We start from the raw sequence: 18,854 nt of genomic DNA on the forward strand, positions 1-18,854 counted from the left end.
GTGTTTGTTCGCCGTGGTATGGGCTGCTGGAAAAAGCCGGAGTTCTGAGTTTTTCTAAGAATGGGGATTGTGCAAATCCGGCAAGTTTGGGTGGGGGAGTGTTTACCTTGTTGCTTGCTGACACTTGGTATCCCGATTGGTGGCAGGCTCTAATTTTGGGCATGGTGCAAGGGATCACCGAATTTCTGCCCATTAGCAGCACGGCCCATCTGCGGGTGTTTCCGGCTTTGGTGGGGTGGCCGGATGCGGGCGCTTCGTTTACGGCGGTGATCCAGTTGGGCAGTTTGGGGGCGGTGCTGATCTACTTTGCCTCTGACCTGCGCCAGTTGCTCCTGGGCTCCTGGAAAGCCTGGCGAGAACGAGATTTCCAGCAGGAGCCTTGGCGGCTGCTGGTAGGGATCCTGGTGGGAACAGTGCCAATTGTGGTTGCCGGCTGGGCCATCAAGGCCATTTGGGGATCCCCGCCCCGCCAGTTGTGGGTGATCGCCACTGCAGCCATTGGCTTGGCTTTGTTGTTGGGCTGGGCAGAGCAAACGGGCAAACGCCAGCGAGACCTTCACAGCTTAGGCATTTGGGATGGGATCTGGGTAGGGCTGGCCCAAGCTTTGTCCCTGATCCCTGGGGTGTCGCGCTCCGGCTCGACGCTGACGGCAGGGCTGTTTCTCCATTTGCAGCGCTCGGCTGCCGCTCGCTACTCCTTCTTGCTGGGGATCCCGGCATTATTTTTGGCGGGGGTTGTGGAGTTTATCTCCGAGTTCGAGGCAGAGGCCCTGCTGCCGCAGGGGTTGGGGACGCTTTCGGCCTTCGTCTTTTCCTACTTGTCTATCGATTGGCTAATTCAGTTTTTGCAGCGCAGCAGCACCTGGCTGTTCATTGTTTATCGGATTGGCTTTGGCTTGTTTATTATCTTGGGTTTAGCGCTGGGGTTCCTAAGACCCTAATCAAGCTCAGTCAACTACAATCCACGGGGATCCCTGAGGTGGTCACTCCTTTCTGGCTGCTTTTCCCACTGAGAAGATTGGCAAAATGGGATCCCTGCCTGAGGAGGTGGAGGCTCAGATTCGCGCGTTGCCAGTGGAACGCTTAGAAGAGCTGGGCCTAGCCTTGCTGGAGTTCCAGTCGTTAGCTGACCTGACCACCTGGCTTGATTGATTCAACAAATATTGTCCCCTTCAAAAAAGGGCTCCGTATCATACCCTGACAAATCTAAAGATTGGGCCCATCGCGTTAGCGGGACGTAGTCCTTATGTGTTGCAGCGCACTTGCACTGTGTTGAAGCGGGTATTAACTTCTGCTTGAACAGCAGACTGTGAACCAGGTCTTGCTCTTGTCGGGTAATGAAGGACAGACCTGCTTGTCAGGCTTGCCGAGAAGTTTGTTGAGTTGTTTCAGCGTTGAGTCGCTTGTTCTGTCCTTGAAAGTTAACTGGGTGTGTTGGCAGCCATTTCCTGAGGATCCCTTCGGCAACAGCAGTGTCGCCAGCATGACCCGTGCCATTGCCACCCAAATGGGATCCCTAATTGCCCTTGCCTGAGGGGGCTAGATGGGAAGCTCAAAGCTTAACCCTAGAGCAAGTCAGCCTTTGCGCCGTCTCCAAGGGAGAATGGAGTCTCATCCCAACCCGCACCCAGAACTGCCAAGACCCAGCCCATGCCCTACGACAATCTCTGCAAAGCGCTGGTCGAACTCAATCCTCTCCCTTTTGTCCACTGGCTGGTCGGACAGACCTCTGAACCGATCCAAATTCTCAAAACAGAATTGTCCGTCGAACCGATTCGGGCCGACTTTGTCAGTTTTCTCCAGGTGGGATCCCAAATTCTGCACCTAGAGTTTCAAACTGACCCTGACCCCAACATGCCCTTACGCATGCTGGACTACTATGTGCGTTTGCGGCGACAGTACCAGTGTGAAATAGTACAAATCATCCTTTTCTTGCGTCCAACCCAATCTCCACAGGTGAGGGTGAAAGAATTTATCAGCCAGACAACGCGGCATCACTATCGAGTGATACGGCTCTGGGAAGAACCGGCAGTAGACTTGATGAGAGAACGTTATCTATGGCCATTGGCGGTTCTGGCTAACTCCGACCCTGCTGATAGAGTTCTACGGGAAGTGGCTCATCGAATTCAGGGTTTGGAGGATTCAGAGGAGCGGGCCAACCTCAGTGCCTATACCTATCTACTGGGTGGATTACGCTTTGAGAAAGACCTGTTGCAGCAGCTTTTGCAGGAGGACGTGATGCGTGAATCAGTGACCTATCAGGCTTTGGTGGAAGAAAGTGAGCGACGGGGACTCACCCAAGGGATCCAACAGGGTCTCATGCAAGGGATCCAACAGGAAGCAGTGAAGTTCACCCTCCGGCAGCTACAGAGCAAAATGGGATCCCTGCCTGAGGAGGTGGAGGCTCAGATTCGGTCTTTATCGGTGGAGCGCTTGGAAGAGCTGGGTCTAGCCTTGCTGGAGTTCCAGTCGTTGATTGACCTCACCACCTGGCTTGATGGATTCAGCCATTAAAGGTTCTCCCCTTCAAAAAAGGGCTCCGTATCATACGCTGACGAATCTAAAGATTGGGCCTGTGTGTTGCAGCGCACTTGCACTTTGTTGAAGCAGATGTTAGTTTCTACTTGAGCATCAGGCTGCAAATCCAGTCTTGCTCTTGTCGGGTGATGAACGGTAGATCCTCCTGAGAGAGTTCCTTCTAGGGATCCCTGCCCTAATTTTGTGTTGCTTGTAGCTCCAATAGAAGGATTGCCGGATCCCTGTGGGGGTCACTTGTGCCACTTGAACTGCTAGAACCAAGGCGATTATGAACGGCCTCAGGATACTGCTTATGTTGATGCTCTCTTCTGTGTTGGTGTTGCTGTGTGGGTGCAGTGGCGGGGGAGGTTCTACCCCCAGTGCAGAAGAAGAGCCCAATCCTGATCCCACTACTGGATTTGTGCCAGAAAATCCGGGTGAGGATCCCTCTCCAGATATGATCCCGGTCGATGAACTGGATCGGTTATTCCCCAATTTGCCACCGGATCCTGGAGAAGAAGGGAAGCAAACTTTGGAGGGGATTGATGCCGATGGAGATGGCGTGCGTGATGATGTGCAGCGCTGGATTTACCGACGTTACCCCCATGATGAGCTGAAGCGGAAGGCCATGCTGCGATACGCCAAAGCTTTACAGGCAAGCATCGTGAATGTTGACAGGGATAGTCGAGACCAGGTGCGTGCAAGAGTGCTTGATGGTTTCCGAGCAATTCGATGTGCGCGGTTAGCATTTGGCGGGGCAAATGAATTCGACCTGATTGATGAAGTTGCTGAAGCAAGAAGGGAAGTGCAATTTCAAATGCTTAACACCCAGGAAAGAGTTATTGCAGATTTAACTGTTGATGCCAAGTTCTCTGGACAAGTCGTTGGCGCAGAAGAATCGACATGTACTGACCCAATTCGGTAATTGAGTAGAGAGGATAAATGAATGTTTCGTCAAAATATCATTCGTCTCATTATTTTATTATGCTGTTGCGTATCCATATTTATTCTCAAGTCTTGCTCATTACCGAACAAATCAACTATCTACTCAGTCGTTTCTCCCAACCTAGGTTTCAATACTACTGAATCTATTCTTAAGTCTAGAATCTATTATATTAACGGGTTAGCAACTGCAAGAGATGACGCAGAAAGAAATCGTGATAGGATCATTGCTGCCATTGGAGGAAATGAAGTTTGGTGGCCTGTCCAAGGCTTTCGAGTAACCAGCCAGAATTCTATTCCTGTGCCCTTTACCGGGTGACCCCTAGTGGAGGGTAGGAGCAAGCAGGAAGGCTTGGGCTATGACTTAGAGTATTTATTCACCCGCCTGCGACACGGTATGGACAACTTGCTCCTGTTGAAGAGCTTGCAGCACCTGGGGCAAATGCTCCGCCAGCCGTGCCGGATCCACTCCCGTTAGGCCGCGTTCCCGTGCCAGATGGACAGCCGCCTGAGCATGCCACCACACCCCTGCACAGGCGCAACTGAGCAGGGCGGGAGCGTCCAAAGGTTGATCGGCTTGAGCTCTTCTTCGCGCCACTAGGCCCCCGATCAAACCGGTCAAGACATCGCCGCTGCCACCGCGGGCCAAAGCCGGTGTGCTCTCTGGGTTCACCCAGCATTCCCCAGTGGGAGAGGCGATCACCGTCCGCGCCCCCTTCAAAACCACCACTGCTCCACTCTGGGCTGCCGCCCTTTGGGCTGCCTCGATGCGATCCCCAAGCGGGATCCCCGGAAAGAGCCGCCGAAATTCCCCCAGGTGGGGGGTGAGGATGGCCTGGATCCCTTTTTCTCGTAAGCGCTCTACCCCCATCTCAGCGAGAGCATTGAGGCCATCTGCATCGATCACCCAGGGGATCCCGGCCCAATCCCGCAGCAGGATCTCCAGCAGGGGCAAACGGGTTTCTCCCAAGCCCGGCCCCACGGCCACCGCCTGAAAGGGTTTCAAGGACTTCGTCCCGCTGTCGCGATCGGCAACCGGCGGCAGAGAAGGGATCCCTTCCCAGGCATGAACCAAAACCTCTGGCAAGGCGCTGTGGATCAGTCCTTTCAACTCCGCCGGCGCCGCCATCGTCACCATGCCCACCCCGCTGGCGCGGGATCCCAGCCCCGCCAACACCGCTGCTCCAGCATAGGCTGCCGAGCCTGCCACCAACAACAGGGATCCCTGGCGGTATTTGTGGGTATCCAAAGGGGGATCCGCAGGAAAGTGCTGCCAAGGCCGCAGCAACAACCGGGGAACCTCATCCTCTGGGCAGGCCCAAGCGGGGATCCCAAAATCAACGCGATGTAACCGTCCTACCCAAGGCAGAGCTGCTTCCTGCCACAGCCCCCGTTTCCAAAGGCCAAGGGTATAGGTATGGCTGGCGCGAATGCAGCAGCCCCAGACTTCCCCGGTTTGGTCGTTGAGGCCAGACGGCAAATCCAGGCTAAGGATGGGGATCCCACTGCCATTGGCCCACCCCACCGCCCCCGCCCAAGGCTCCCCCAAGGGTCGGTTCAAACCGATCCCAAACAGGGCATCGATGAGCAAATCGCAATCGGCCAGCTCTTCAAGACTCTCCACAAACTCTGCCCCCAGCGCCTTGAGATAGCGGGCGTGGTCTGCCGTCAGGGGTTTGAGATCCGGCTTGCCCAGCCACACCTTCACCGACTTTTGGGCCAGCCATAGCTCCCGCCCAACCACCAACCCATCCCCACCGTTGTGCCCTGTCCCGCAGAGGATGCCAATGCGCTGGGCTTGCGGAAAATCCCTCTGCAGCTGGGCAAAAACGGCCAGCCCCACCTTCTCCATCAGAGCGGCAACGGGCATGCCGGCAGAGAAGATCTGCCCCTCAAGGCGCTGCATCTGCGCGGAACTAACCAAGCTGATGGCCGGATCGAACCGGCAACGAGAACCCATATCGCTACGCAACGCTGTTGCAACCGGCGGCATTGCTGAGGGGAGATGGCTCATGGCTAAGTTGCGCTAATCGAGCTGAGCTCTATCACATTCCCATCCGGATCCCGGACGAACACTGCCGCTCGCCCGGAAGCGCTCGGTTGCACCTCATACCCTTCCTGCCGCAGGCGAGCCTTCACCGCTTCCAAGTCATCTACCCCCAGCGCCACATGGGGATTACGCCCCCACTTTGAGGATCCCGTTCCGCTTCGCTGCCGTGGATCCATCGGCTCCTCAGCCACGATGAGATGAATTTGGGAGGAACCTACTTGATACCAAGCGCCGGGAAAGTTAAACGCAAACCGTTCCACCTTGGGGATCCCAAGCACTGTCCCGTAAAAATGTTCGGCTCTGGCCAGATCGCTCACCCAAAGGGCGGTGTGCAGGTGATGATAGGTTGGCTTTTGGGGGGCAGTCATTGTCTTGTTGGGAAATCTTGACCGTGGGGCTTTGCAAGGCCGACGCGAACATCAATATTTTCTCCGAACGGCAAGCCAAACCCGTAAGCTAAGGTGGAGCTAGCGCACCCGCGACAACCGTATCTTTGTTTTCGCACAGGGGTTGGCCCATGGGATCCCGCACCAAGTTTTTCGGCACGGTCTTGGCCATGTTGGCCGTGAACAGCATCTACATGCAGTTGCAGCAGCTTTCCCTGAGGCTGGAGGAAAGGGATCCCGCTCCCTCTGAGCAGTCTTCTCCAGAGCCTCAAAGCAGCAAGGGCTCCGTCCTGCTTCCGCGAGCGGAACGGCTGGATCCCTGGCACCGTGTTGCCCAAGTCTTGCAGGGTCTGTGGCCCGGCGATGCGAGCTTGAAAGGACTCCGTTCCGCCAACGCGAACGGGATCCTGTCGCCAGAGTCCACGTCCCCCCTGGAGCCTTGAGTGCCAAGCTGAGAGGGGATATAACGCTTTGCAAAGGGGATCAAACCCCGTACCATAGAGGAGCAGGTTTCTCCGTTTCTCTGTTTTCAATCCCCAGGACTCACCATGGTGCAGCCGTCAGCGACCTCTGGGCAGAAGCCGATTGTCATCGCCCCTTCCATCCTTTCAGCCGATTTCAGCCGGTTGGGGGAGGAAGTACGGGCAGTGGATGAGGCGGGGGCCGACTGGATCCATGTGGATGTGATGGATGGCCGCTTTGTGCCCAACATCACCATCGGCCCGTTGGTGGTGGAAGCCCTGCGCCCGGTGACGGCCAAGCCCCTGGACGTCCACCTGATGATTGTAGAGCCGGAGAACTATGTGGCGGATTTTGCCAAAGCAGGGGCCGATATCATTTCCGTGCACGCAGAGTCCAGCTCCACCATTCACCTGCATCGCACCCTCAGCCAAATCAAGGATCTGGGCAAGCAAGCGGGCGTGGTGCTCAATCCGGCCAGCCCCCTGGAGCTGATCCAATACGTGCTGGATCTGGTGGATCTGGTGCTGATCATGAGCGTCAACCCCGGCTTTGGCGGCCAGAGCTTTATTCCAGCAGTGGTGCCCAAAATTCGCCAGTTGCGGGCCATGTGTGATGAGCGCGGCCTGGATCCCTGGATCGAGGTGGATGGTGGCTTGAAGGGAAGCAACGCTTGGCAGGTGATCGAGGCAGGAGCCAACGCCATTGTGGCCGGCTCGGCAGTGTTCAAAGCCAAAGACTATGCCGAAGCCATTCGCAGCATTCGCAACAGCCGCCGTCCCGAGCTGGTGACAGTTTGATTTGAAGGAAATTGCTCCCTTCTAAAATCCAGCTTGGCCCTGGCGCTTTGCGCCGCTGACTTAATCTGGCCCCCCACTCCCGGCTCTTCGTCCACAGAGGGGGAATGGTTTTAGCCTCACAACCTTATTGCTACGCAACACTGTTGCAACTAGCGCATAGCCGCAGTCTCTTTCTGGGCAGCGTGAGGCCCCGTCCCGCTGTTGGCAGCAGTCGTGCCCAAGCAATGGGGAGGCCCATCGACGGAGGGTGGGATGATCGGCTGCGGCGAAGTGGGGCTGAGAAAAGTCTGACAAAAAGGCACGCGATTGCGCTGAATATCGGCAAGGTAGGGAGGAGGAATGGTGCCCAAATAGGCGCCCAGCACCTGCTGCTCGGGATCCTCTGGCAACACTTGGTAATACAACATCAGGCGATTATCGGGAAACCAGGCGCGGATAAGCCTTTGCAGGGCCTTCAAGTTGAAGCCCGGCTCTTCAGGGTTGCGAATCAGGTGCATTCCCGCCAGGCGCCCGCCGACAAAATAGGCTTGCACATAAAACCCACGGGCATAGATGGGGGGCTCCAAGGAGTTCTGAGATGAAGGGGAATCGGGCAGGTAAAGGGCTTCACCCCCAGGACGCAGTTGCCAGCGGCTCCAGCGGGGATCCTCCCGGTCGCTGGAAATGGTCTCCCAATTGTTGGCGCGGGCGTAGCTCAAGAAGCGCTCCTCGACCATGCCCAGATAGAGCATTTCCATTTGCAAGGGCAGCCGGGCTCGGGTTTGCAACAGGGGCAGAGTGCGCACTTCTCCCTGCTTGAGCACCAAGGTCTCCCCCCGCGCCGAGCAAGGGACACCTATGAGCATAGCCATCAGCAACCCTGTTCCAATTGCCCGTCCAATCTGGCTGAGGCCGCGCCTTGCGAACAGCTCTAGCCGGAGAGGTAAAAACTGCGCCACTGGCTGCGGCTGTGGCCCATTGCCCCTCAAAACCGTCGAAGCAGGAATGTAGGATGAGATCAGCACAGCAAAAAAGCAGGGTAGTAAGTAACCGATCCTAACCCAAAGAGACAAGGTTCTTCGAGAATCTTAATCTGGTCTCTGAGGAAAGTTGCTTGCCAGTCTGCCCTGCCGATGGTTTGGGTAGCGAATGCGCATTACCCTCGAGAATGGCATTCCCGCTGCAGCAGCTTCCGACCGGCCAGGATGGCCGGGAGTGATCGTCATTGCCGGCCCCACGGCCACCGGGAAATCTCGACAGGCGCTGCTTTTGGCCCAACGGCTGGGATCCCCGTTGTTGAATGCGGACTCTCGCCAGGTCTACCGCGAGTTCGACATCGGCACAGCCAAGCCCACCCCTGCTGAGCGGGCTCTCTGGCCCCACGAGCTGATTGACTTTGTGGATCCCCGCCACACCTACACGGTGGCCGAGTTCCAACAGGCGGCCCAAACCCGCATCGCCGAGGCCCATCGGCAGGGACAGACGCCCATCCTGGTGGGGGGCACCGGTCTCTACATCCAGTCGGTAACCTCCGGCCTGGGGATCCCTGCGGTACCTCCGCAGCCCCAACTGAGAAGACAACTGGAAACTTGGCCCCCTGAGATCCGCTACGCCTGGCTGCAGCAGTTGGATCCCGTTGCCGCCCAGCACATTCATCCCCATGACGCAGTGCGCACGCTGCGTGCTTTGGAGATCGTTTACACCACCGGGAAGCCGGCTTCCAGCCTACGGCAGGCCCATCCCCCCCATTACCCCATCTTGATCCTGGGGCTGCGCTGCCCAATGCCCCGTTTGGAACAACGCATTGCCCGGCGCACGGCGGAGATGATGGAGCGGGGGTGGATCGAGGAGGTGAAAACCCTGCGGGAGCGCTACGGGCCAGACTTACCCCTCTTGCAGACCTTGGGCTATGCGGAGATCGGCGCTTACCTGGAGGGGCGGATCCCGGAAGCCGAGCTGCAGCCCCTGATTGTGCGGCGCACCCGCCAATTTGCCAAGCGGCAGATGACCTGGTTCCGGGCCCTGCCAGGGATCCAGTGGCTGGACTGCGAGGTCGAGGATCTGCCGGAGCAGATCTGGGATCGGGTTACCGCCTGGATGACCGCTCAGACCCCTGCTGAAACCACTGCCGCCGCCGCCGAGCATCGGCCTTGCGATCCGTAAGGATCTCCAACACCCGCACCCCTTGGGCAGGCAAGGGATCCAAAGCTTGGGCCAGCTCCTGCCAGCTTTCCACCCGCCGGTGGGGAATGCCGTGGGCTTGGCAGAGGAGGGCAAGATCCACCGACTGGGGAGTAGCAAAGTAGGGCTCAAAGGGCGGATCTGGCCCTTGACGGCCCACTTCAGCAATGGGCAGCAGCTCGAAAATCCCACCCCCCTGGTTGTTGATGAGGAGAATGGTCAGGGATCCCTGCAGGTGAGGGCCAAGCCGCAGGCCGCCGCAGTCGTGCAAAAAGGCCAGATCCCCGGTTAGCAACACCGTCGGGCGCTGCCGGTGGGCCACCCCGAAGGCGGTAGAGAGAAGGCCATCGATGCCGTTGGTGCCGCGGTTGAAGTAGGGCCGGATGCGGCGGTCGTTGGGGGGCCAAAACCACTCCACATCCCGCACCGGCGTGCTGTTGGCAATGAATAGCGGCGTCTCTGGCGGCAGGTGGCGGGCCAGCCACCAGGCTATCCTACCCTCAAACCACTCCGGCAGGTCAGCCATAGCCTGGTCTAAGGCGGTCCGGATTTGTGCTTCCGCTGTCAGCCAGCCCTGCAGAAAAGTTGTTCGCTTGGCCGGCGCTTCCGGGATCCCGGAGACCCACTCTTCCACGGCAAAAGGCAAATGGGTGGTGGGGTTGTGCAGGGGATCCCCATTGTCGGGACGGGGATCCAACCGCCAAACGCGGGGAGCAACCTTGGCCAGGGTTTGCCGCAGCGCTTTGCTGGTGGGCAGGGATCCCAGTTGGATGACTTGCTGCGGCCAAAGCTGGGGATCATCCCGCTGCAGGATGAGGTCGTAGGTGGTGATGAGATAGGGGTTGAGGGAAGCGTAGTTCCGCAGGGGAGAAAGCCCCTCCGCCAGCACCGGCCAGCCCAAAGCCGTCGCCAAACGGGCCACTGCCTCCACATAGCGCTGGGGATCCAGCGGTTGAGCCGGCCCCGCCAAGATCACCCCCCGCTCACAGCTGCGCCACTCCTGCCAAAAAGAAGCTGTCTCCGTCTGAAAAGGGCTCCGCACCGCCTGCAAGGAAGAGCCGGTGCATGGAGGAGCAACCCCACGAAAAAAGGTCTTCTCGAACTCCGGATCTTCCTGCAAATGAATCAAAGGCGCAGTGCTGCCATCGGCAATGGGAGCCAAGGGATCCCGGAAGGGCACATTCAAATGCACAGGGCCGGGGAAGGGGTAAAGGGTGCGCTCCCAGGCGTGAACCAGGGTCTGGCGCAAGTAGGCCAGGGCTTCTGGATCCGCGCTGGGCAGGGCCAACTCCGCCTGCCAGTTGGGGTAATGGCCGTAGAGCTTCACCTGGTCAATCGCTTGGCCGGCGCGGCAGTGGCGCAGCTCCGGGGGCCGATCCGCCGTCAAAACCAAAAGCGGCCAGCCACTTTCTGCCGCCTCGATGAGAGCTGGGAAAAAGTGAGCGCCAGCGCTGCCGGAAGTACACACCAGGGGAATGGGCCGCCGGATTTGCTGGGCCAATCCCAGCGCAAAAAAGGCTGCCGACCGCTCATCCAGCACCGGGATCACCTCGATGTCGGGGTGCTGGGCCAGGGCGTAGGTCAGGGGGGCTGAGCGGGATCCCGGAGACACCACCGCTAAACGGCAACCCAGCCGACTCAAGGTTTCGGCCAACAGGGATCCCCAGAGGGTGTTGAGGTTGCGCCAGTCCAGCCGCCTTGGCAGGACAAAGTTTTCAGCAGTCACATTTCAGCAGTCAGAGTGGAGACAAGGTGTTGAGATCGAATCGGGATCCCGGCGGCAAAAAGTGAATGCGGGCATTGTGCAGCCGAAAATACTCATCCGCCGCCGCCTCCTGAACGGTCGAGTACAGTTGCGTCCCGTCCACAATCGTCACCGTCCCCAAGCCGATCACCTCCATCACATCGTTGGCCTGGATCACCACCGCCGTATTCTCATCAATGCCGATACCCAAACATTGGGGATAGTGGGCCACCGCCGTGACCAGCCGCACCAGGCGATTGCGCTGATGGAAATGTTGATCGATGATGACGCGAGGCAAAAGGCCCAGGCCTGTCTTCACCGTTACAATTGCCGGCGTGGGCGGTTCTCCGCTGTAGCCGCGGGAGATCATCTGCTGCCCCAACGCAGAAGCTCCGGCGCTGGTTCCGGCAATTACCGTCTGCCCCTGCTGCCACTGCTGTCGAATGGCCTCCATCAGCTCGCTGTGGGCCAGCACCTCCGCCAGCCGCTCCTGATCCCCACCCGTAAAGTAGATGCCGGTGGAGAAGCGGATTTTCTCAACGTTATCGGGATCCCTCGCCTCCATCGGGCTGCGGATATCTAGAACTTGGAGGCTGGCCGCCCCCATCTGCTGAAAAATGTTGGCGTAGATCTCCCCCAGCACCGCCGGGATCCCAGAAGCCGCGGGCACGATGGTGATGTGGGCAGACTTTCCCCCCGCTCGGCGGAAGAACTCCCAAAGGATGTGGCGCTCATTTTCCTTATCCTCTGCTCCCCCGACGGCGATGATGTCGGAACGGGCGGTGATGGGATCCTTCACGGTAGAGCGGCTCAGGGGTTGGGCGTCGTTTGTCGGGGTGGAAGGAACTCCGTTCCACTCCAGCTCACGGTGGGCGGCAGAAACATCAGGCAAATGGGGCATGGAGCGCGAGGAAGATTAAAATGGGCACATTTCACTTTCACTATGCTACGGCTTGGAATTCGGTTTGGCGCAGCTCAATTCCAGATTTCACGGAAGAGTCAGGGGTTGGTTAGGGGTCTCGAAAGGGGGAATAATGTTCATAAGAACACCCCTCGTCTCGTCCTTCGGTTCACCCAGCAGGAGCATCCATGGCCAGAAAACCTGACGGATATCTTGTCCACATCATGCTTGAAGGTGGACAAACCATGCAGGTACGGGTCAAAGAAGCCAGAGAATACACGGAATTGATCAACAACCTCATGGTGGGCGGCGAAGAGTTCATCACCTTGCCCAAGCAAATGGACAATGAGTACATGATCGTGCGTCCTCAACGGGTGTCCGCTGTATCGGTGGAGGCGATCTACGCTTCCAGCGTTGGCATCGACCTATGAAATTGGGGATCCCTTGCCCAAAGAACGGAATAGCTGGGGATCCCAATACAAAACCCCCGCCACCAGAGCAGGGGCTGCCAGAGGGCTAGACCCTGAAGGGCCTAGAATCCATGGCGTTGGTAGGTCACCCTTGTGGAGGCAGGATCACCTTGTCGATGACGTGGATCACGCCGTTGGAAGCTTCAATGTCGGCTGTCGCACATTAGCATCGTTGACCTTGACACCATCAGCCAAAGAGATCTCCACAGGGGATCCCTCGACCGTAACCACTTCCCCAGCTTCCAAAGAGGTAGAGAGAACTTTGCCGGGCACTGCATGGTAAGTGAGAAATCGAAAAAAGTTCCCGAAAAAGATGTTTCTACTGCCCCAAGATGCTTTCTTACAAAGGCTGCGGGGGTATCTTTCACTAAGGTTAGATTTGCAACATGCAACAATCATCGCAGGGTGGTGGTGAGCAATCCAAAACAGGCTGAAAAAGGATCCCTTGAGGCTGAGGGATCAGTTACGTTTGTCTGCATCTATAGTCATTCTGATTCAAACTAAAACGCTGCACCCACACCTGAAGCGTTGAATGCGCGGGGCTGGAAGACTTTTCTTGGTAGCTCAGGCGTCTCACTCTAACCTGAAACGACTGTACTGTTTTGTTTGCTCGAGCTGTCTATCCAGCGGCAGCACAAAAAATAACACCCTCACGGTGCCGAGCAAAGGGATAAATGAGTTAACGAGCTCGTAATAATCCTGGCAGTTGTGCTTACTCTTCTTCCGGCTCGAAGTCTTCGTCGTAGTCGTCCCCGATCAAATCGTCGATATCGTCGATGTCTTCTTCCAAAATCATCTCAGGGACCTCAATGGGCTGCTCGATCAACCGGCCCTCTTTGCGCAACCAGTCAAGAATGGAGAGGCTGCTAGGAGAGGGCACCACCGTTGGCGGCTGATCGCGGGGCTCTTCGCGCAGAGAGGGATTGTGGTAGTACATGCCGTACGGAAAAAGGGCAGTTATCGACGAGGAATGAACTTGGCTTGGGCTGAGCCCCTCTCAACCGAGGGACGCGGGCTTTCCATCGATATATCCCTCAGTTTAGCCTATGCCTGCCACTCCTGCAAAAAGCGGCGCAGCACCCGCTCCAGTTCAACAGCCCGCGCTGCCTTGAACAGCAGCCGATCCCCGGCTTGTACCTGATGCAGCAAGACTTCCAGCAGTTCGGATACCTCCTCGCAGCGTTCTGCCTGGGCTGCCGGTTTTTGGTCGAGCAGCGGTTGCATCTCCCCTTCCGGATCCAAGAGCAAGACCCGATCCAGCCCCAGAGGGGCAGCCGCCCGACCCACCTCCGCATAGAGCTGAGGCGCATGCTCTCCCAATTCCCGCATCGGGCCGAGAATGGCCCAGCGCCGTTTCCCCGGGGTTTGAGCCAATAGGTGTAGAGCCGCGATCATCGCTTCCGGCGAGGCATTGTAGGTTTCATCCCAGATTTCCACATCTCCTGCCAGCTTGAGATGGCGGTTGCGCCCCTCCAGAGGGGTAGGCAAAGCAATGGGTTCTCGGAGCCGCTCCCAATCCAGCCCCAAGCTGCGCAAAGCAGCCAGCACTCCCATCCAGTTGAGGGCATGGTGTCTTCCCGGCAAGGGCACCGGCAGCGTTAGGCCCTCCACGGTTACCGTTTGGGCTTGGGGATCCCATTCTCCCCGTAAGTCCCCCCGATCCAGACCATAGGTAAGGGTTTGTCCCGACCACAGGCTGGCGGCGGTAGACAACAGCAAGGGATCTTCTCCATTCAGCAGAGCCACCCCCTGCCCTAGCTCCTGCAGCAGCTCGCACTTGGCAGCAGCAATGGCCGCGCGGGATCCCAGTCTGCCGATGTGGGCGGTGCCAATATGGGTGATCAAGGCGTGGGTGGGCTGAGCCATCTGAGCCAGGCGGCGAATTTCTCCGGGGCCTCGCATGGCCATTTCCAGAACCACAAACTGATGCTCCGGTCGCATCTGGAGCAGGGTTTGAGCAACCCCGATGTCGTTGTTGTGGTTGGCCTCACTTTTGAGAACTGTGCCGTAGCGGGATAGGGCAGCCGCCAGCATTTCCTTGGTGGTGGTTTTGCCTGCTGAGCCCGTGATGGCTACTACGGAGGGGGGAAACTGCTCCCGCCAGCCTCTGGCAATGCGCTGGTAGGCAGCTAGGGTATCTGAGACTTGAAAATGGGGCCCAGCCACCGGACGCTGGCTGATGACGGCAACGGCCCCCCTTGCCAAAGCTTGTGGAATAAAGTTGTGTCCATCAAACCGTTCCCCCCGCAGCGCCACGAAGACTGAGCCTGGCTGGAGTTGGCGGCTGTCGGTGCAAATGGCTTGGACGGGAAGACCCAACAAATGGGGATCCCCCTGCAGGGGAGTTTGCAGCAGGTCAGCCACAGTTCGTAAGGTCAGCATCGGGCAGAAACTCCAATTCGCCTACAGCCTCTTCGTCTATGGTCATTTCAGACCCGATTGAGACATTTCCCAAGCGCTCCCCCTCACCCCCAGCCCCTCTCCCAGGGGGAGAGGGGAGTTGGGGATAGCTGTACAGCTTTTTTCAGCGTTGTTTACCACAGCCAGTGTCAATCAATCTCTTGCGTGGGAAGGCTCCCGCTTGGCTACGGAACTCCCATGAAGTCGGAAAAAGCTGTAAACCCAGTTCCTGGGCAACGCCAATACACGACTGGGTATAGGAAGTTGTCAGCTGGGTTGCAGCGTTTCGATCCCAGTCGGGAGGGCGATGATTGCCTCTTTGGCCATGCCGATGAACAGGCCATGTTCCACAACCCCCACCGTCCCCTTGAGTTGATCGGCGATCTTGGCAGGATCCGCCATGGGGCCGAATTGGCAGTCGAGGATGTAGTGCTGCTCGTCCGTCAAGTAGGGATCCCCGTTGGCATTCCGCCGTAAGGTGGCTGTGCACCCCAGAGCCTCTACCCGCGCCAAGGTGGTTTTCCAGCCAAAGCGCACCACCTCTACCGGCACCGGGAAGCGAATGCCCAACTGCGGGACTTTTTTAGAGGCATCGGCGATGATGATCAGCTCGGCAGCGCTGGCCTCCACCAATTTTTCCCGCAACAGGGCCCCTCCTGCCCCTTTGATCAGGTTCAGGGATCCCACTTCAATCTCGTCGGCCCCATCGATGGCCAGATCCAGGCGCGGCTGCTCTTCTAGGGTAGCCAGCGGGATCCCCAGGGAGCGGGCCTGTTCAGCCGTGCGCTCGGAGGTGGGCACACCGAGGATCTGCAGACCCTCGCTTTGCATCCGCTCTGCTAGGGCGCTGACAGCAAAGGCGGCTGTGGATCCCGTGCCCAGCCCCACCACCATTCCCGACTGCACCTTTTGAACTGCAGCCCGGGCTGCCGCCTGTTTCAGCTCATCTAAAGACTCGGTCCCGCTGCCGCCAAGGGTAGTCATTCCCAGCTCCTCTCCCGTGGATGAAGATCCTACCAAAGTGCTTTGCACCGCTACCGCCCGCTCCAGCTAAAACCCTCCGGCGCTGCCACCACCCGACCGAAGAGATCATAGGGCTCGGCGTGGGTGATCTGCACCGGCACCAGGGATCCCAGAGAGCCCTCCCCACGCACGTACACCACCCCGTCCACTTCGGGGGCAAAGCGAGGGGAGCGGCCAATCCACTCGCCGGTTCTGGGGTTTTCCTGCTCCAAAAGTACAGGTACCACTCGGCCCACCTGCTCGCGGTTGCGGCGGAAGGCAATGCCTTGCTGCAGTTGCATTAGACGGGCGCGGCGCTCTTGTTTGACAGCCTCTGGAACCTGATGGGGGAGGTGGTAGGCAGGGGTGCCCTCTTCGGGAGAAAAGGTAAACACCCCCACATGGTCAAACTGATGGCGCTGGACAAAGTCTAGTAGATGCTGGAAGTGCTCCTCCGTCTCCCCAGGAAAGCCGACGATAAAGCTGGTGCGCAGCACGGCATTGGGCAACGCCTGGCGCAGCCGCTCGATCACCCGGTCGTTGACCTGCCCTTGCCAGGGGCGATTCATGGCCTTGAGGATCTCAGGATGGCTGTGCTGTAGGGGCAGATCCAGGTAAGGCAGGAAATTGGCGGTCTCTTGAATGGCCTCCACCACGGCGGGGGTAATGCCCGTGGGGTAGGCGTAGAGCATGCGGATCCAGGGGATGGGGATCTTGCCCAGGGCGCGAATGAGATCTGCCAGCCGCGGCTCCCCGTAGAGATCGATCCCGTAGTGGGTGGTGATCTGGGAAATTAAAATCAGCTCCTGCACCCCCTCTTCGGCCAGTTGTTCTGCTTCCCGGAGGATGGACTCGATGGAGCGAGAGCGTTGGTCGCCCCGCAAGTGGGGGATGATGCAGAAAGAGCAGCGGTAGTTACAGCCCTCAGCTACCCGCAGGTAGGCCACAGGCGCATGGGTGGTGCGATAGCGAGGTACGGTCTCGTCGGCAATGTAATCCAAGCTGGAAGTAACGGCATTGACCCGCTCTCCCCGCTCCACCCGCTCGATGATTTGGACGATCTGGTGATAGTCGCCCGTGCCCACGATAGCCACCGCCTCCGGGATCTCCTGCAGCAGCTCCTCCTGGAAGTGCTGCGCCAGGCAGCCGGCAATGATGATCTTTTTGCCTTGTACCGCCAGCTCCATCAGGGTACTGACCGACTCCCGTCGCGCTGCTTCAATGAAGCTACAGGTATTGACGATCACATAGTCAGCACTCTCTTCGTCCCCATCCACCCGGTAGCCTGCTTGAGCCAGCAAGCCCAGCATGTGCTCGGTGTCCACCCGGTTTTTCTCGCAGCCCAGGTGTAAAACGGCAACCGACGCCTTTGTACGCTGCACCGCTGTTCGCGTAAGCGGGACGGAGTCCTTAACGGATGGGAAACTGGAGACGGTCGCTTCTAACCCATTCATGGACTGAGCATCAAAAAGGGGGCAGCTTGCCAGAGGCTTATCTATTCTAGTTGAGGGCCGCATCAGCGTTGCGGAGCAATAGAGCCGTAGCCACGGCCAACGCGGTGGCCGCCCAACTGTAGGGATCCCCGCCAGCCGCCGTCGGAAACAGAGGCGCTTGTCCATAGCCCCGCAGGCGCAAAGCCTGATAAACCCTCTGCGAGCGCTCGTAGCTGCGCACCAACAGGGTGCCCACCGAAGCGGCCAGAAAGGGCAGATCTTGTCTTAGAGACGGCCCAGGACGCCACAGGGATCCCCGCGGTCGCCAACCCCTCAGCCGGGCTGCCCGTTGCATCTGCTCCCACTGAGCGGCCACCTCCTGCAAATAGCGCTGGGTGAGCCAGGCCAGTTCCAAAAGCAGATCTGGGATCCCCAGTTGCCGCAACGCTGCCAACAGTTCCGACGTGGGAGTGGTCTCCAGCAGCAGCATCGTGAGAGCGAACAGGGCCAGCCCCCTCCCCCCCATGCGAAGCGCCATCTGCAGCCCCTCCCAACGCAGAGCCAGGGATCCCCAGCGCCACAGGATGGTTTCCCCCGCCCAGAAGGGTAGGATCCCCATCAACCCTGCCACCAACAGCCCTGGGGCTGCCAGCCGCCTCAGCCAGAGGCTCCAAGGCAATCCCGACAGGCTCCACAGTCCAGCCACCAGCGCCCAGATGAGCGGCAAGAGGGCCAGGCACCTCACCGAGGCGAAAGCCGCCATCAGCGCCATCAGGCCCAGCACCTTGGGCAGAGGTTGCCACCGGTGCAGCCAGGAAAGGGGTTTGGAGGGGTGAGGATGGGATTGTTGACCGCGCCAGCAGCAAGGGATCCCTGAGCCGGCTTCATCTCTTGCCATACTCTCCCAGCAGCGCCGGTTGTACCCGCTGCAAAAACAGCACCACCCAACTGGTGAACAACCCCTCCACCACCATCAGGGGGATGTGGGCCACCACCAAGCTCCCAAGAGCCAGACGACCGGCTTCTGTGGAGAGGATCCCGCTGCCAGCGTCAACCACAGCAGCCATGACCACCCCGTAAAACAACAGCACTGCTAGACCCACCCCAACCGCTCCCGCCAAGAAGGCAGACACTCCGGCCCCCATCACCCGACGGCCTGCCCGAAAAATCCCACCGGCCAGGAGCGCCGGGATCCCCATAATGGCGGCGTTGATGCCCAATGTGGTCAGGCCCCCATGGCCAAAGGCCACCGCCTGAAAAAACAAGCCCACTACAATCGCCGGATAGGCCAAAGCCCCCAACATCAGACCCATCAACCCGTTCAGCACCAGATGCAGGCTGGCCGGGGGAAAGGGCAGGTGAATCGAAGAGGCCACAAAAAAGACAGCCGTGAGCAAAGCCGCTTTGGGCAACTGGTCGCAATAGCGTTGCGTAGCAATATGGCGGGGATCCCGTTCCCACCAAGGACATTGCTCGGCAACGCTGGCGCGACGGAGAAGCCGCAAGCTGTAGCCGGTGATGAGAGCGGTGATGCCATAGCCCCCCAGCCAAAGCGGTGCCGGCAAAATGCCATCGCTGATGTGCATGGTC

19 protein-coding genes and 1 pseudogene are annotated in these 18,854 nt (G+C 58.7%); 8 read left to right on the forward strand and 12 right to left on the reverse strand.

What is annotated here, in order from left to right; all coding sequences use genetic code 11:
- The first annotated feature begins 98 nt into the window (after positions 1-98).
- The 4 genes from ACVWY9_RS04490 (at position 99) to ACVWY9_RS04505 (ending at position 3,442) form a co-directional block, all read left to right on the forward strand.
- The gene (locus ACVWY9_RS04490; protein WP_457387614.1) at positions 99-941 is read left to right on the forward strand and encodes an undecaprenyl-diphosphate phosphatase; all 843 of its coding nucleotides are present in this window, start codon (positions 99-101) and stop codon (positions 939-941) included.
- An 85-nt stretch (positions 942-1,026) separates the two neighbouring features.
- Positions 1,027-1,152, forward strand: a complete 126-nt coding sequence (locus tag ACVWY9_RS04495) for a DUF4351 domain-containing protein (protein WP_457387615.1) — start codon at positions 1,027-1,029, stop codon at positions 1,150-1,152.
- A 498-nt stretch (positions 1,153-1,650) separates the two neighbouring features.
- Entirely contained in the window at positions 1,651-2,514 is an 864-nt protein-coding gene (locus tag ACVWY9_RS04500) for an Rpn family recombination-promoting nuclease/putative transposase (RefSeq protein WP_457387616.1), read from the forward strand.
- A 316-nt stretch (positions 2,515-2,830) separates the two neighbouring features.
- Positions 2,831-3,442 carry a hypothetical protein gene (locus tag ACVWY9_RS04505; RefSeq protein ID WP_457387617.1) on the forward strand — a complete coding sequence of 204 codons (612 nt, stop codon included), beginning with the start codon at positions 2,831-2,833 and terminating at the stop codon, positions 3,440-3,442.
- 390 nt (positions 3,443-3,832) lie between these two features.
- On the opposite strand, the gene ACVWY9_RS04510 is transcribed toward ACVWY9_RS04505, so the two are convergent.
- Positions 3,833-5,473 carry an NAD(P)H-hydrate dehydratase gene (locus ACVWY9_RS04510; RefSeq protein WP_457387618.1) on the reverse strand — a complete coding sequence of 547 codons (1,641 nt, stop codon included), beginning with the start codon at positions 5,471-5,473 and terminating at the stop codon, positions 3,833-3,835.
- Positions 5,474-5,475: 2 nt separating this feature from the next.
- Positions 5,476-5,877 carry a VOC family protein gene (locus tag ACVWY9_RS04515; RefSeq protein WP_457387619.1) on the reverse strand — a complete coding sequence of 134 codons (402 nt, stop codon included), beginning with the start codon at positions 5,875-5,877 and terminating at the stop codon, positions 5,476-5,478.
- A 149-nt stretch (positions 5,878-6,026) separates the two neighbouring features.
- Here ACVWY9_RS04515 and ACVWY9_RS04520 point away from each other — a divergent pair, with 149 nt between their 5' ends.
- Both ACVWY9_RS04520 and rpe read left to right on the forward strand, forming a co-directional pair.
- Complete coding sequence (locus ACVWY9_RS04520; protein WP_457387620.1) at positions 6,027-6,338, forward strand: hypothetical protein; 312 nt, start codon at positions 6,027-6,029, stop codon at positions 6,336-6,338.
- A gap of 105 nt (positions 6,339-6,443) precedes the next feature.
- Positions 6,444-7,154 (forward strand): ribulose-phosphate 3-epimerase, encoded by a 711-nt coding sequence (gene rpe, locus ACVWY9_RS04525; RefSeq protein ID WP_414408814.1) that lies wholly within the window; start codon positions 6,444-6,446, stop codon positions 7,152-7,154.
- A gap of 149 nt (positions 7,155-7,303) precedes the next feature.
- On the opposite strand, the gene ACVWY9_RS04530 is transcribed toward rpe, so the two are convergent.
- Positions 7,304-8,158, reverse strand: a complete 855-nt coding sequence (locus tag ACVWY9_RS04530; RefSeq protein ID WP_457387621.1) for a hypothetical protein — start codon at positions 8,156-8,158, stop codon at positions 7,304-7,306.
- Positions 8,159-8,282: 124 nt separating this feature from the next.
- Between ACVWY9_RS04530 and miaA the strand changes: the two genes are divergently transcribed.
- Positions 8,283-9,296, forward strand: coding sequence for a tRNA (adenosine(37)-N6)-dimethylallyltransferase MiaA (gene miaA / locus ACVWY9_RS04535; protein ID WP_457387622.1), 1,014 nt, complete (start codon positions 8,283-8,285; stop codon positions 9,294-9,296).
- On the opposite strand, the gene menD is transcribed toward miaA, so the two are convergent.
- Positions 9,220-11,040 (reverse strand): 2-succinyl-5-enolpyruvyl-6-hydroxy-3-cyclohexene-1-carboxylic-acid synthase, encoded by a 1,821-nt coding sequence (gene menD, locus ACVWY9_RS04540; protein WP_457387623.1) that lies wholly within the window; start codon positions 11,038-11,040, stop codon positions 9,220-9,222. The genes miaA and menD overlap by 77 nt on opposite strands.
- Before the next feature lie 10 nt (positions 11,041-11,050).
- Positions 11,051-11,959 (reverse strand): cyanophycinase, encoded by a 909-nt coding sequence (locus ACVWY9_RS04545; RefSeq protein WP_457387624.1) that lies wholly within the window; start codon positions 11,957-11,959, stop codon positions 11,051-11,053.
- A 188-nt stretch (positions 11,960-12,147) separates the two neighbouring features.
- Here ACVWY9_RS04545 and ACVWY9_RS04550 point away from each other — a divergent pair, with 188 nt between their 5' ends.
- Positions 12,148-12,390 carry a hypothetical protein gene (locus ACVWY9_RS04550; RefSeq protein WP_414357385.1) on the forward strand — a complete coding sequence of 81 codons (243 nt, stop codon included), beginning with the start codon at positions 12,148-12,150 and terminating at the stop codon, positions 12,388-12,390.
- 124 nt (positions 12,391-12,514) lie between these two features.
- Here ACVWY9_RS04550 and ACVWY9_RS04555 read toward each other — a convergent pair.
- The 7 genes and pseudogenes from ACVWY9_RS04555 to cbiM all read right to left on the reverse strand — a co-directional run.
- Positions 12,515-12,717: pseudogene (locus ACVWY9_RS04555) on the reverse strand (fasciclin domain-containing protein); the annotation flags it as partial.
- Positions 12,718-13,141: 424 nt separating this feature from the next.
- Positions 13,142-13,366, reverse strand: coding sequence for a DUF3134 family protein (locus tag ACVWY9_RS04560; RefSeq protein WP_011433626.1), 225 nt, complete (start codon positions 13,364-13,366; stop codon positions 13,142-13,144).
- 107 nt (positions 13,367-13,473) lie between these two features.
- The gene (locus ACVWY9_RS04565; protein WP_457387625.1) at positions 13,474-14,811 is read right to left on the reverse strand and encodes a UDP-N-acetylmuramoyl-tripeptide--D-alanyl-D-alanine ligase; all 1,338 of its coding nucleotides are present in this window, start codon (positions 14,809-14,811) and stop codon (positions 13,474-13,476) included.
- Between the two features lie 285 nt (positions 14,812-15,096).
- Positions 15,097-15,813 carry a ribose 5-phosphate isomerase A gene (gene rpiA / locus ACVWY9_RS04570; protein WP_414342421.1) on the reverse strand — a complete coding sequence of 239 codons (717 nt, stop codon included), beginning with the start codon at positions 15,811-15,813 and terminating at the stop codon, positions 15,097-15,099.
- 50 nt (positions 15,814-15,863) lie between these two features.
- Positions 15,864-17,348, reverse strand: a complete 1,485-nt coding sequence (gene rimO, locus ACVWY9_RS04575) for a 30S ribosomal protein S12 methylthiotransferase RimO (protein WP_457387626.1) — start codon at positions 17,346-17,348, stop codon at positions 15,864-15,866.
- Positions 17,332-18,162 (reverse strand): cobalt ECF transporter T component CbiQ, encoded by an 831-nt coding sequence (cbiQ, locus tag ACVWY9_RS04580; protein WP_457387627.1) that lies wholly within the window; start codon positions 18,160-18,162, stop codon positions 17,332-17,334. The genes rimO and cbiQ overlap by 17 nt, the downstream gene beginning before the upstream one ends.
- Positions 18,149-18,850: a cobalt transporter CbiM gene (cbiM, locus tag ACVWY9_RS04585; protein ID WP_457387628.1), complete on the reverse strand. Its 702-nt coding sequence runs from the start codon at positions 18,848-18,850 to the stop codon at positions 18,149-18,151. The genes cbiQ and cbiM overlap by 14 nt, the downstream gene beginning before the upstream one ends.
- Between the last annotated feature and the right edge of the window lie 4 nt (positions 18,851-18,854).

The sequence above is a fragment of the Thermostichus sp. OS-CIW-31 genome (genome assembly GCF_054060305.1).

Coding starts and splice junctions, on each gene's coding strand:
- ACVWY9_RS04495 (WP_457387615.1), top strand. CDS start 1,027: ATGGGATCCCTGCCTGAGGAGGTGGAGGCTCAGATTCGCGCGTTGCCA.
- ACVWY9_RS04500 (WP_457387616.1), top strand. CDS start 1,651: ATGCCCTACGACAATCTCTGCAAAGCGCTGGTCGAACTCAATCCTCTC.
- ACVWY9_RS04505 (WP_457387617.1), top strand. CDS start 2,831: ATGTTGATGCTCTCTTCTGTGTTGGTGTTGCTGTGTGGGTGCAGTGGC.
- ACVWY9_RS04510 (WP_457387618.1), bottom strand. CDS start 5,473: ATGAGCCATCTCCCCTCAGCAATGCCGCCGGTTGCAACAGCGTTGCGT.
- ACVWY9_RS04515 (WP_457387619.1), bottom strand. CDS start 5,877: ATGACTGCCCCCCAAAAGCCAACCTATCATCACCTGCACACCGCCCTT.
- ACVWY9_RS04520 (WP_457387620.1), top strand. CDS start 6,027: ATGGGATCCCGCACCAAGTTTTTCGGCACGGTCTTGGCCATGTTGGCC.
- rpe (WP_414408814.1), top strand. CDS start 6,444: ATGGTGCAGCCGTCAGCGACCTCTGGGCAGAAGCCGATTGTCATCGCC.
- miaA (WP_457387622.1), top strand. CDS start 8,283: ATGCGCATTACCCTCGAGAATGGCATTCCCGCTGCAGCAGCTTCCGAC.
- ACVWY9_RS04545 (WP_457387624.1), bottom strand. CDS start 11,959: ATGCCCCATTTGCCTGATGTTTCTGCCGCCCACCGTGAGCTGGAGTGG.
- ACVWY9_RS04550 (WP_414357385.1), top strand. CDS start 12,148: ATGGCCAGAAAACCTGACGGATATCTTGTCCACATCATGCTTGAAGGT.
- ACVWY9_RS04560 (WP_011433626.1), bottom strand. CDS start 13,366: ATGTACTACCACAATCCCTCTCTGCGCGAAGAGCCCCGCGATCAGCCG.
- ACVWY9_RS04565 (WP_457387625.1), bottom strand. CDS start 14,811: ATGCTGACCTTACGAACTGTGGCTGACCTGCTGCAAACTCCCCTGCAG.
- rpiA (WP_414342421.1), bottom strand. CDS start 15,813: ATGACTACCCTTGGCGGCAGCGGGACCGAGTCTTTAGATGAGCTGAAA.
- rimO (WP_457387626.1), bottom strand. CDS start 17,348: ATGCGGCCCTCAACTAGAATAGATAAGCCTCTGGCAAGCTGCCCCCTT.
- cbiQ (WP_457387627.1), bottom strand. CDS start 18,162: ATGGCAAGAGATGAAGCCGGCTCAGGGATCCCTTGCTGCTGGCGCGGT.
- cbiM (WP_457387628.1), bottom strand. CDS start 18,850: ATGCACATCAGCGATGGCATTTTGCCGGCACCGCTTTGGCTGGGGGGC.